This is a genomic window from Stenotrophomonas sp. 22DLJC03 (assembly GCF_056861405.1).
The window spans coordinates 128,061-140,554 of record NZ_JBSPUG010000007.1; the positions used below are offsets into that span (position 1 = coordinate 128,061).

A 12,494-nucleotide genomic window follows, 5' to 3' on the forward strand; every position below is an offset into this window, starting at 1 on the left:
GCCAGATTCTATAAAAGCCACAACAACGTTCCGGTCGGTGAAGCCGGTCGACTGCTCGCACTGGGTCTGCTGGTGGCGTGGCTGCAATGGCGTGGCTGGCCGAAGGACCCGCAGGGTATCGTGCAGCGGATATTACGCGTGTTGGGCATGGTGCTGATCTACCTGCTGGCGCGACCGTTGATCGACTGGCCGGAACTGCGGCACTGCCGGAGGTACCGGCGACCGAGCTGCTGTGGCAAACCGTCGGCACGCTGTTGATCCTTGGCGGCGGCGTAGCGCTGGCGCTGTGGATTCCGCGCCAGCGCCTGCCGGCAGTCGAAGACGTGCGGTAGATCCACGCCATGCGTGGATAGGCCATCCCGACCCCAACCAACAGCCACGCATGGCGTGGCTCTACTTCAACCTTCCAGCGGCACCGGGCATGGCCCGGCGCTACCGCACCTCGAACTCGCCCACCAGCACGGTTTCAGCGCGATCCTTCAATCGCATCGTGACCACCTGGTCCTTCTGCTTCGGCGTGCCCCAGTGCGTGGTCAGCCGCAGCATCAGGGTCGTCGCACCGGTCACCAGCTGCTGGCGGCTGCCGAAGTAATTGGCCTCCACCTTGTACTTGCCCGGCTTGGCGTCACGCAGCGAGAACTGCTCGGGGCCATAGCCGCCGGTGAAATCCTGCGACATCTGCCCGCCCTGGTAGGTCAGGCGGTTGCCGTAGTACGCGCGCTCGCCGTTCGGGTCGGTCACCCACAGGTCCATGTCGCTGTTGTCGGCATCCCACGACAGCACCACGCGCAGGTCCAGCGGCATCGCCTGCAGCAGGCGTGGGTCGATGCTGCGGGTATCCAGCCGTGGCGTGCTGCGTGCCACCAGGTTGGTCAGCTCGTCCAATGCGATCAGGGCGATGCCGTCGAAGCGGTTGTCCCACGGCCGCACCACCACCTGGTACAGCGGCGCCAACGCCTGCTGCGGCTTGCCCGCAGCCGCCAGTGCCAGGCCAAGATCGCGGAAGCTCTGCGGTTCTTCCTGGCCCATCGCCAGCACCTGCTCGAACACCGGCACCGCCAGCGCCGGGGCATCCGCCTGCATCAGGCGGTAGCCGAGCACGCGCAGCAGGTGCCTGTTGTCCAGGTCCATCTCGGCCAGGTTGGACAGCACACGCAGTGCCAGTTCGCGCTGGCCCTGCTCCAGCAGCAGATCGGCCACGTCGAGGAAGAACGCGCTGCTGTCGGCATGCGCATCGCGCTCGGCCAGGTAGCGGTCATACAATTGCGACGCCGGGCCCTGGCGCAGGCGTCTGGCGATGGCCGAGTCCGGCTGCCAGGCCGCCAGCTGGATGCCGAGCTCGCCCTCGTTGGCGGCAGCGGGCGCAGCGACACGGCCACCAGTGACCGTGATTGAATCCAGGGCCTTGTTCGATGCAGGCGCTGAGCGACGTGCACGCGCACTGCTGGCTTCCATGCGCTGCTCGACGGCGGCGGCCATCGGTGCCGGCGCGGGCGGTGCCGCGGGGGCCGGCGCAGCGAGCATCGCCACCGGCGCCGAGTCCATCGCGTAGTCCGCGGATGCAACTTCCAGCGCCTCGGCCTTCAACTGCGGAGGCGCTCCCTTCGGCCAGCTTCGGTTCCACCACTGCTGGCGCTCCTTCCAACGTGCGGCAACCTGGTCCAGGCGCTGGCGATCGGCAGCGGCGCGATCGCTCACCTGCCGTGCGAAGCGGGCATCGTACTCGGAGCGCAGTTTGCCGGACGGGCGGATCGCATAGCGCAGGTAGTCCTCCAGCGTTTCCAGCACGATCAGCGAGGTGTCCGGACCGACCAGGCCGAACTGCTGCGACAGCAGTTGCATAGCCTCGCGGTTGCCTCGACGGTCGGCGCCGAGTTGCTGCAGACGGGCCTGCGCCCACAAGCCGGCCAGTAGTTCACCATCGTCACTCTTCTGCGTTGCCGGCAGTGCCTGCCATTCACCGCCGCCCACGCGCACCCGCATCGGCACACCGTCGGCCGCCAGTCGTGCGTGCAGCCACAACCAGCCCTGGGCCTCACTGCGTCGATCGATCACCACGTCCTGCACGCCGCGCCCTGCATCGACCTGCACATCCAACGGCGACGACAGCAGCTCATGGGCGGCCAATTCGACATCCTTGCCCAGCGAGACGAAGCGGCCACCATGCGCTTCGCTCCAACCACGCAGTCGCACGGCATCGGTACGCGCACCGGCGCTGCTGATCGCAAACAGGCGCTGATCCGCCGCCATCGCCGGCAGCTGTTCCAGCCCATAGGTCAGCAGGCCATCGCTGACCAGCAGGTATTCCTTCACTCCCGGCTGCGGCTGCCACTGCGCCAGCGCGCTGGCACCGTCCGGGCGTACGGCCTGCAGCGCTGCGCGCAGCTCGTTCCAGTTGCCGGCTCGGATACGGAAGCGACGCACCGGTTCGGCACGGTCGCGCAGCACGGTCAATGCCACCGTACCGTCACCCATCGCGGCGAAGTAGCGATCCAACAGCGCGAACTCACGTGTGCGATCGCGCTGGCCCGCCGAACCGGAGCCGTCCCACAGCAGGCCGACTTCGCTGGGCAACGTGCGGGGCGTGCTGCTGGCCGCCACCGGCAGCTGCGCCAGCAGGTAATGGCCATCCTCCCAGGGCGCCACCTGCACCTGTGCCTGGCGGGCTGCCGGCAGGCTCCACTGCAGCTGCTTCGGCAACTGTGCGCCGTTGCCCTGCCACTGCAGTTGGCCCGCATTGATGCGGAACGGAGCCGTACCTGCGGTGGCCGCGCCCGACGCCTCCAGCTTCAGCTCAACCGATGAAGCACCGGCAGCGAACTGTAGCGGTAGCGTCCATTGCCAGCCCTGTCCGGCGAAGGCCAACGGCTCACGAATCACCAGCTGCACGCGCCGACTGCCACCGGCCGGCAGCGGGTAGACGCGCAGGCGGAACTGGTTGCCGGCGGTCTGTTCCAGCAGGCCCGGGTCCACACCACGGCGGGCGATCTCCTCGAATACCTGGCGGCCACGGTCCTTGGGCACCGGCACCGCGTCACGCAGTTCACCGTTGATATCCAGTGCGAAGCCCGTGATCTGCTGGCCATCGGCCAGCGGGAACTGCAGCTCGCCCTCCAGCACGCGCCGGTTCGGGTTGTGGAACTCCAGGGTGATCCGGGTCTGGGCGATGCCGGCCTGGACCTCGCCTTCGATGCGGGCACGCTGCAGTTGCACCGGCTGTTCGGCGGCGGGCGCAATCAACAGCGGGGTGGTGGCTTGCGGCCTGGCAATACGTGGCGACTGAGCGCCGACAGGCCCGGCCGCGAGGGCCAGCAACAACACAGCGCAGCAACGGACGAAGACCATGACAGGGCTCCAGTGGGATCGTGGACGTCTGAACGCACGGACAGCCGGAATGGGGTTGGACCGTGCGCGGCTTTTCTTTGGCCCCACCCACAGGCACCATGCCCCACTCTCCCACACGCGCAAGGATGCCGATGCGATTGCCCCTGCTGGCCACTCTGTTGGCCCTTCCCTGCCCCCTGACCGCCCTTGCGACAGCTCCGGCCAAGAGCCTGTATTTCCAGCACCACGACTGGGTCGTAGCCTGTGATAACACCTTGACCTGCCGCGCCGCCGGCTACGCCGCCGACGATGACAGCACCCTTAGCGTGCTGCTCACCCGCATGGGCGGCCCCGGCCAGGTCATCCAGGGGCGCCTGTCGCTGCAGCCGGAAGAAGGCCAAACCCAGCCCAAGGGCGCGCTGCATCTGCGCATCCAGCAACAGGACCTGGGCGTGCTGACCCCGGCAAAGGGCGAAGGCACGCACAGCTTGAATGCCGCGCAGACCAGCGCGTTGTTATCCGCACTTGTACGCGATGGAGGGATCAGCGTGACCGATGGCGCTGGCCATCGCTGGCCGCTGTCGGACAAGGGTGCCGCAGCGGTACTGCTGAAGATCGATGAGTACCAGGGCCGCCTCGGCACGCCCGGCGCCGTGATGCGCAAGGGCAGCACGCCTGAATCCAGCGTCCCCGCCGCACTGCCGGTGCCGGTTGTGCGCAAGGCCGCTACCCTGGACTCGACTCCGGATGATCCCGCGTTTGCTCGGCTGGCCGCCTCACCCGCCCTGCGCGCAGCACTGCGTGCCACGCTGGAGGACGACAGCTGCGAAGGCCTGCAGGAAACTGATGCCGACGTTCCGCTCAGCAACTCCCCGCTGCAGGTCCGGCGCCTGGACGCGCAGCATGTGCTGGTCACGGTCCCGTGTTGGCGCGGGGCCTACAACATCGGCGATGGCTATTGGGTCGCGCGCCCGCAGGCGCCGTTCCGGGCGCAATGGGTGACCAGCGATGCGATCGACTACGCCGACGGCCAGATCATTGCCGCGCAGAAGGGCCGCGGCCTCGCTGACTGCATGTCGCACGCAGCCTGGACGTGGGACGGGACGCACTTCATCGCGACGTCCGAGGTGGCACCTGGGCTATGCCGGGGCGTGCCCGGCGGCACCTGGGAACTGCCGATGCTGGTCAGCGAGGTCCGCTGACGCCACAGAAAAAGGGGACGGAGGGGATTAAGTCGCAAGTGGCAAACAAGGCACAAGCGACTTAATCCCCTCCGTCCCCTTTTTTCATGCAGGGAGGCAGTGCTCCACGATCAGCTGGATGGCGCTGCCGCCACGATAGTCATCGCAGGCCAGTCGATAGGCCAGATGCACATGACGGCCGGGTGCATTGCCGTGCCAGCCACCGAAGTGGATCGCGTTGATCGTGCCGGGTACGCCCGGCAGGCGGAGTTCCAGCTTGAGGTGGCGCTCCTTCAGTACGCGCCAGTTGGCCACTTCGAAGTGGCCGTCGAACAGCGGCTCGGGGAAGCCCTGGCCCCACGGTCCGGCAAGGCGCAACGCATCGGCGTGGCGATGGTCCAGCTCGTCCGCGGCCAGTTCGCCGTCGCTGAGGACCTGCTGCTGCAGTGCCGCCGGGTCGAGCATTTCCAGCACCACCGAAACAAAGGCGGTCTTGAATTCATCGACGTGATCCAGCCGCATGCTCAGGCCAGCCGCCATGGCATGCCCACCGAAGCGTTCGATCAGGCCCGGATGCCGCGCATCGACCAATGCCAGTGCGTCACGGATGTGCAGGCCGGGAATTGAGCGGGCGGAGCCACGCAGGGTGTCGGCGCCGGGTTCTGCAGGCGCGAAGGCGATCACCGGGCGATGCAGGCGATCCTTCATCTTCGACGCGACCAGGCCGACCACGCCCGGATGCCAATCGGCATCGAACAGGCAGGCGGCCACCGGACGCTGGCCGGCCATGTCCAGCACCACGCGGGTCAACGCCTGCTCGGCGTCGTCAGTCATCGACTGCTGCACGGCGCGCCGTTCCGAATTGATCTGCTCCAGCGTCTGCGCGATCTCGCGCGCCTGGCGCGGGTCTTCGGTCAGCAGCAGCGCGATGCCCAGCGCCATGTCTTCCAGCCGGCCCGCGGCGTTCAGGCGCGGGCCGAGCGCGAAGCCGATATCGGTGGCGGTCAGTCGCGCGGCGTCACGGCCGCTGGCTTCGATCAGCGCACGCAGGCCGACACAGCCCTGCCCTGCGCGCAGGCGGCGCAGGCCCGCGCTGACCAGCGCACGGTTGTTCGAATCCAGCGCCACCAGGTCGGCGACGGTACCGACTGCCACCAGGTCCAGCAGTGTGGTCAGGTCCGGGCCCTTGCCATCGGCGAAGACCCCGGCCTCGCGCATCTGCCGGCGCAGCGCCATCAGCACGTAGAAGATCACGCCGACGCCGGCCAGCGATTTGCTGGGGAACGCATCGCCATCCAGATTCGGATCAACGATCACGTCGGCCGGTGGCAGCTGCGGGCCGGGCAGATGGTGGTCGGTGACCAGCACCTGCCAACCACGCGCCTTGGCTGCAGTCACACCCGCGTGGCAGGCAATGCCGTGGTCAACCGTGACCAGCAGGTCCGGCTGCAGCTCGGCCAGCTCCTCCACCAGCGACGGCGACAGGCCGTAGCCGTGCACCATGCGGTTCGGCACCGCGTGCAAGACGTGCTGTGCGCCGAGCATGCGCAGGCCACGCACGCCGACCGCACAGGCGGTGGCGCCATCGCAGTCGAAATCGCCGACCACCAGGATGCGCTTGTCGTTGGCGATGGCCTCGACCAGCAGGCCCACCGCAGCCTCGATGCCGGTCAGCAGCTCGGGCGCATGCAGGCTGCCCAGCTTCGGCAGCGCCAGCTCCGGGGTACCGGCACCGCGACTGGCGTAGAGCCGCGCCAGCAGTGGCAGCGTGCCCTCCGGCCAGTTGGCGGGCGCGACCGCATCGCGGCGGCGGATCGTCGGCGTATCAGAGGAGGGCTGCACGGCATCGGCGGCAAGGGACATCGGCATCGCCGGGTTACGGAAGACCCGCGCATGATACCCCGCCCGGCTTGCCAGGCTCTTCCCGGGCTTGGCGCAGGCGCGGTGATCACCCATGCTTGTCCGCTTCTGAAATGGAATTCGCCATGTACCGCCTGCTGTCCGCACTGAATGTCGGCCTGTTGCTGCCGCTCGCCGGCCATGCCGGAAATACGCCACTGGAACCCGGCATCGAGTTCGTGCATCACGACTGGTTCCTGGCCTGCGACAACACCGGCACCTGGCGCGCCGCCGGTTATGGCCCGGAGAGCGCAGACAGCTCGCTGGGCCTGATGCTGGAACGAGCCGGCGGCCCCGGCACAACCGTGAAGGCGCGGCTGCGCGTGGGCGAGGATGGCGAAAGTGCCATGCCCGAAGGCGCGATGCGCCTGCAGGTGAACGGCCGTGATCTGGGGCCCGTGCAGGACACCGGTGCCGACGAATCCGTGACGCTGCGGCCGGCGCAGGTTGTTGCGCTGCTGGCCGCCCTGCCCGGCAAGGCGCGCATCGAGGTGATCGACAGCAGGGCCACGCGCTGGCCGATTTCCGATCGTGGTGCCGCCGCCGTGCTGTTGAAGATGGACGAAGTACAAGGGCGCCTTGGTACGCCCGGCGCCCTGGTACGGCGTGGCACGCGTGCTGAAGCGAGTGTGCCGGCTGCGCAGACCAGGCCCGTGATCATGCGCGCCGCGCTGTTGGCCACTCGCCCCGGAGACAGCAAACTGGGTAGCAGCGAAGCGCTGCGCGACGCGCTGATTGCCACGCTCGACGACGGTGACGACTGTCCGCGTCTGATCGAGTACAAGGGCACCCCGGAAATGGTGATCGAGCGGCTGGACGACAGCCATGTACTGGTGCAGGCGCTGTGCCAGATGGGTGCATACAACTACAGCAATGGTTTCTGGATCGCGCGTGATCGTCCTCCGTTCGCCCCGCAGACGGTCACGCTCGAAGCGGAGGGTTTTTCGCACTTCGAGCGCACGCTGTACGCACGCTCCAAAGGCAGAGGCATCGGCGACTGCGTCTCCGGCTCGGACTGGACATGGGATGGCCGCCGATTCCAGCCAAGCAGTGCTTTCAGCACCGGGCTATGCCGTGGCATGCCGGGCGGACACTGGATGCTGCCGACCCTGGTCAGCGAGGTTCGTTGAATGCGCTGCCCAGCTCTGCCGCAATTGCCGATGTTCCTGCTGGGATTGCTGGCGATGTCTTCGCCTGCCTGGGCCACGGTTCCGGTTGGCGCATCTGGACGGAAAACGCGTGGGCAGCATCGGGGCACTTGAGTCAGCCACGGAGCATGCAAAGCTCACCCCGGCTATGGCCCGGCGCTACCACAATCACCGGATTCCGCCAGGCATGGCCTGCGTGCGCAGATTGCCTCAGGCGTCGTGAAGCTGCCGCGGCTTCTTCCAGAACTGCCAGCGCTGTCCGCGGTCCAGCTGGAACTGCATGCCATCCTCGAAATCCAGCACCAGCCGCTGCAGCTCGCCACGCTTCAGCGCGACCAGCAGTGGCCGGATCGCGTCGTTACCCAGTTGCTGCAGTGATCGCAGCTGGCGCAGATCGACCAGCGCATCCACGGACTGATCGCCATCCACCGCCACACCCGCTGCCAGCGCAAGACCCTGCAGCAATGCATCGCGGCTGCGCACCTGCGCGTGCGGTGTGTTGACCGACACCGGCATCACGCCGCCGCCCCAGAACCACAGTGAATTGATCGGCTGTTGCCCCTGGGCCGCACGTTGCTGGTTCCAGGAATGGTTGTGCAGCAGCACCTGCGCCTCGGTCATCAATGCACGCCAGCGGCGGCCGACCTCGCCTTCGGGCAGGTGCGCGAACAGGTCATCGCCGAGCACCTCGTCCGGACTGTCGAAGTCCGGCAGCTCGCTGTCGATGGGAAGCCGCAGGTACCAGCGCGAAGGGTCCGGTGCATCCAGCGCGAACCCGGCGTCGGCGAACAACGGCTGCAGCACCGGCAGCAGTGCCAGGCAGTCTGCCAGCGTCGGCCGCAGCGTTTCGCCATATGCCATCATCCGCGCACCGTGCATGTCCGGCACCATGCAGGCCGGATCGGCACGCAGCCAGCTGGCGCCAGCGGCATCACCGACGTCACGCTGGCGGGTCAATGCGGCCACCGGCCAATGCGACGCGGCGACCATGAAATGGCGCGTCAGCTGCGCGCGCTCGCCCGCCTCATGCTGCGAGGCGTTGGCGCGACCCAGGGCACGGGCCACGTCATCGGGCAGCGCAGCCGCCGCAAAGCGGCTGCGCGCGGGCAACAGCAGGGTCGCCGTCGCCACCTGGTCAGTCCAGGTAGCTGACGCTGACGATCTCGTACTCGCGCTGGCCTGCCGGGGCGTCGATCACGATCGAATCGCCTTCCAGCTTGCCGATCATCGCGCGCGCCACCGGCGAGGAAATCGCGATCAGGCCCTGCTTGATGTCCGCCTCGAGGTCGCCAACGATCTGGTACTTCCGTTCTTCGTCGGTTTCCACGTCAGCCAGCGTCACGCTGGCGCCGAACACCACCTTGGAGCCGGCATTGAGCTTGCTCACGTCGATGATCTCGGCATGCGACAGCTCGCCTTCCAGCTGCTTGATGCGGCCTTCGATGAAGCCCTGTTCCTCGCGCGCGGCGTGGTACTCGGCGTTCTCCTTCAGGTCGCCATGCTCACGGGCTTCGGCGATCGCGGCGATCACCTTCGGGCGCTTGACCGACTTCAGGTGATCCAGTTCGTCGCGCAGCTTCTGCGCGCCCTTCATGGTGATGGGGGCTCTCATGCATTCAACTCCTTGTGCAGCTCCTGCAGCGACCAGACGGGGCCGGTGCCGCGGAATTCCAGTGAATCCACCAGCGCCTTGGCGCCGGCAATGGTGGTCGAGTAGGTGACGCGATGCTGCAGCGCCTCGCGACGGATCGAGAACGAATCGTTGATCGCCGAGCGACCTTCGGTCGTGTTGACGATGTAGACGATCTCGCCGTTCTTGATCGAGTCGACGATGTGCGGACGGCCTTCGACCACCTTGTTGATGATCTCGCAGTCCATGCCATGCTGCTGCAGCCACGCGGCGGTGCCACGGGTAGCGACCAGGCTGTAGCCACGCGCCAGCAGTGCCTTGGCCACCGGCAGCACGCGCTTCTTGTCCGGGTCGCGAACCGAAACGAAGGCCTTGCCGATCGGCGGGGCCTTGATGCCGCCCGCCTCCTGGGCACGCGCGAAGGCGGCGTTGAAGGTGCGGCCCACGCCCATCACCTCACCGGTGGAACGCATCTCCGGCCCGAGGATCGGGTCGACGCCCTGGAACTTGGCGAACGGGAAGATCGCTTCCTTCACCGAGTAGTAGTCCGGCACGATTTCCTTGGTTGCGCCCTGCTCTTCCAGGGTCTTGCCGGCCATGCAGCGGGCGGCGATCTTGGCCAGCGGCATGCCGGTGGCCTTGGACACGAACGGCACGGTGCGCGAGGCACGCGGATTCACTTCCAGCAGGTAGATGGTGTCATCACCCTCATCGCTGGTCTGGATCGCAAACTGGGTGTTCATCAGGCCGACCACGTTCAGGGCCTTGGCCAGCTCCACCACCTGGCGGCGCAGTTCAGCCTGGGTACCAGCCGACAGCGAGTACGGCGGCAGCGAGCACGAGGAATCGCCCGAATGCACGCCAGCCTCTTCGATGTGCTCCATCACGCCACCGATCAGGACGTTGCCATCCTTGTCAGCAATGATGTCCACGTCGCACTCGACGGCGTTGTCGAGGAAGCGGTCCAGCAGCACCGGCGAATCGTTGGACACCTTCACCGCGTCGCGCACGTAGCGGGCCAGGTCGGATTCGCCGTAGACGATTTCCATGGCGCGGCCGCCCAGCACGTAGCTCGGGCGCACCACCAGCGGGTAGCCGATCTCGCGGGCCAGCAGCAGGGCTTCCTGGTCGTTGCGTGCGATGCGGTTCGGCGGCTGCTTCAGGCCCAGGGTGTCGACCAGCTGCTGGAAGCGCTCGCGGTCTTCGGCCAGGTCGATGGAGTCCGGGCTGGTGCCGATCACTGGCACGCCATTGGCTTCCAGCGCGCGCGCCAGCTTCAGCGGGGTCTGGCCGCCGTACTGCACGATCACGCCCTTGGGCTGTTCCAGTTCGACGATTTCCAGCACGTCTTCCAGGGTCAGCGGTTCGAAGTACAGGCGGTCGGAGGTGTCGTAGTCGGTCGACACGGTTTCCGGGTTGCAGTTGACCATGATGGTTTCATAACCATCCTCGCGCAGCGCCAGTGCCGCGTGCACGCAGCAGTAGTCGAACTCGATGCCCTGGCCGATGCGGTTCGGGCCACCGCCCAGGATCATGATCTTGTCGCGGTTGCTCGGCGCGGCCTCGCACTCGTCCTCGTAGGTCGAGTACAGGTAGGCGGTACCGGTGGAGAACTCACCGGCGCAGGAGTCAACGCGCTTGTAGACCGGGCGCACCTTGTGCGCACGGCGCAGCGCGCGGATGGCCGCTTCGTTGGTGCCGGTCAGCTGGGCCAGGCGCGCATCGGAGAAGCCGGCGCGCTTGAGCTTGCGCAGGCGCGCCGCATCCAGTGCGTCGATGCCATCGGCTGCGACCTGGGTCTCGGCGGCGATGATTTCTTCGATCTGGTCCAGGAACCACGGATCGATGTAGGACAGCTTGAAGATGTCCTCCACGCTCATGCCGGCACGGAATGCGTCGGCGACGAAGAACAGGCGCTCCGGGCCCGGTGCCTTCAGCTCGCGGCGCAGGGTCTGCAGATCGTCTTCATTGGTCAGGTCCAGGCCGGTCGGGTCGAAGCCGACCTTGCCGGTTTCCAGGCCGCGCAGTGCCTTCTGCATCGATTCCTGGAAGGTGCGGCCCATCGCCATCACCTCACCCACCGACTTCATCTGGGTGGTCAGGCGCGCATCGGCGGCGGGGAACTTCTCGAAGGCGAAGCGCGGGATCTTGGTGACGACGTAGTCGATGGACGGTTCGAAGGAGGCCGGGGTCAGGCCGCCGGTGATCTCGTTCTTCAGTTCGTCCAGGGTGTAGCCGACGGCCAGCTTGGCGGCGACCTTGGCAATCGGGAAGCCGGTGGCCTTCGAAGCCAGCGCCGAGGAACGCGACACGCGCGGGTTCATCTCGATCACCACGACGCGGCCGGTGTCCGGGTTGATGCCGAACTGCACGTTCGAGCCACCGGTATCCACGCCTATCTTGCGCAGCACGGCGATGGAGGCATCGCGCAGGCGCTGGTATTCCTTGTCGGTCAAGGTCTGCGCCGGGGCCACGGTGATCGAGTCACCGGTGTGCACGCCCATCGGGTCCAGGTTCTCGATCGAGCAGACGATGATGCAGTTGTCCGCCGTATCGCGGACCACTTCCATCTCGAATTCCTTCCAGCCCAGCACCGACTCTTCCACCAGCACTTCGGTGGTCGGCGACAGCTCCAGGCCACGGCTGACGATGTCGACCAGTTCTTCGCGGTTGTAGGCGATGCCGCCACCGCTGCCGCCCAGGGTGAAGCTGGGGCGGATGATGGTCGGGTAGCCGACGCGGGTCTGGATCTCCAGCGCTTCGTCCAGGGTGTGGGCGACAGCGGCGGTCGGGCATTCCAGGCCGATCTCACCCATGGCCACGCGGAACAGCTCGCGGTCTTCGGCCATGCGGATCGCTTCGCGCTTGGCGCCGATCAGTTCAACGTTGTACTTCTCCAGTACGCCGTTGTCGGCCAGGTCCAGCGCGCAGTTCAGCGCGGTCTGCCCACCCATGGTCGGCAGCAGCGCATCGGGCTTTTCCTTGGCGATGATCTTCTCGACCGTCTGCCAGTTGATCGGCTCGATGTAGACGGCGTCGGCCATCTCCGGGTCGGTCATGATCGTGGCCGGGTTGCTGTTGACCAGCACCACGCGGTAACCCTCGTCACGCAGGGCCTTGCAGGCCTGCGCGCCGGAGTAGTCGAACTCGCAGGCCTGGCCGATGACGATCGGGCCAGCACCGATGATGAGGATGGTCTTGAGGTCAGTGCGCTTGGGCATTTTCTTCTCTAAGTCAGTACAGCGTGACAAGGGGGGTGATCGCACGCTGTCGATCAGGAATCTTGATCCGCAGCGCCGCGCCAGGGGCAGC

General features: G+C 67.0%; 8 protein-coding genes. 3 read left to right on the forward strand and 5 right to left on the reverse strand.

Translation table 11 applies throughout. From position 1 onward, the window contains the following. The first annotated feature begins 86 nt into the window (after positions 1-86). On the forward strand, positions 87-332 hold the full coding sequence (locus AC13GA_RS19205; protein ID WP_248298502.1) for a hypothetical protein: 246 nt from the start codon (positions 87-89) through the stop codon (positions 330-332). 100 nt (positions 333-432) lie between these two features. Here AC13GA_RS19205 and AC13GA_RS19210 read toward each other — a convergent pair whose 3' ends face one another. After that, a complete protein-coding gene (locus AC13GA_RS19210) occupies positions 433-3,345 on the reverse strand; it encodes a DUF2135 domain-containing protein (protein ID WP_482998765.1) in 2,913 nt (970 codons plus the stop codon). 131 nt (positions 3,346-3,476) lie between these two features. On the opposite strand from AC13GA_RS19210, the gene AC13GA_RS19215 reads away from it, so the two are divergent. Further along, positions 3,477-4,526, forward strand: coding sequence for a DUF1176 domain-containing protein (locus AC13GA_RS19215; RefSeq protein ID WP_482998766.1), 1,050 nt, complete (start codon positions 3,477-3,479; stop codon positions 4,524-4,526). Between the two features lie 84 nt (positions 4,527-4,610). Here the strand turns inward: AC13GA_RS19215 and recJ are convergent, their stop codons facing one another. Continuing rightward, the gene (gene recJ / locus AC13GA_RS19220; protein WP_136639657.1) at positions 4,611-6,368 is read right to left on the reverse strand and encodes a single-stranded-DNA-specific exonuclease RecJ; all 1,758 of its coding nucleotides are present in this window, start codon (positions 6,366-6,368) and stop codon (positions 4,611-4,613) included. A 122-nt stretch (positions 6,369-6,490) separates the two neighbouring features. Between recJ and AC13GA_RS19225 the strand changes: the two genes are divergently transcribed. Next, positions 6,491-7,534: a DUF1176 domain-containing protein gene (locus AC13GA_RS19225; RefSeq protein WP_482998767.1), complete on the forward strand. Its 1,044-nt coding sequence runs from the start codon at positions 6,491-6,493 to the stop codon at positions 7,532-7,534. Between the two features lie 228 nt (positions 7,535-7,762). On the opposite strand, the gene AC13GA_RS19230 is transcribed toward AC13GA_RS19225, so the two are convergent. Genes AC13GA_RS19230 through carB form a run of 3 tightly spaced genes read right to left on the reverse strand, consistent with a single transcriptional unit; the run spans position 7,763 to position 12,403 of the window. Then, positions 7,763-8,683, reverse strand: a complete 921-nt coding sequence (locus tag AC13GA_RS19230) for a phosphoglycerate mutase (protein WP_482998768.1) — start codon at positions 8,681-8,683, stop codon at positions 7,763-7,765. Between the two features lie 4 nt (positions 8,684-8,687). Beyond that, the gene (gene greA / locus AC13GA_RS19235; protein ID WP_174238326.1) at positions 8,688-9,152 is read right to left on the reverse strand and encodes a transcription elongation factor GreA; all 465 of its coding nucleotides are present in this window, start codon (positions 9,150-9,152) and stop codon (positions 8,688-8,690) included. A gap of 8 nt (positions 9,153-9,160) precedes the next feature. Then, positions 9,161-12,403, reverse strand: a complete 3,243-nt coding sequence (carB, locus tag AC13GA_RS19240; protein ID WP_046985660.1) for a carbamoyl-phosphate synthase large subunit — start codon at positions 12,401-12,403, stop codon at positions 9,161-9,163. Positions 12,404-12,494 lie beyond the last annotated feature (91 nt).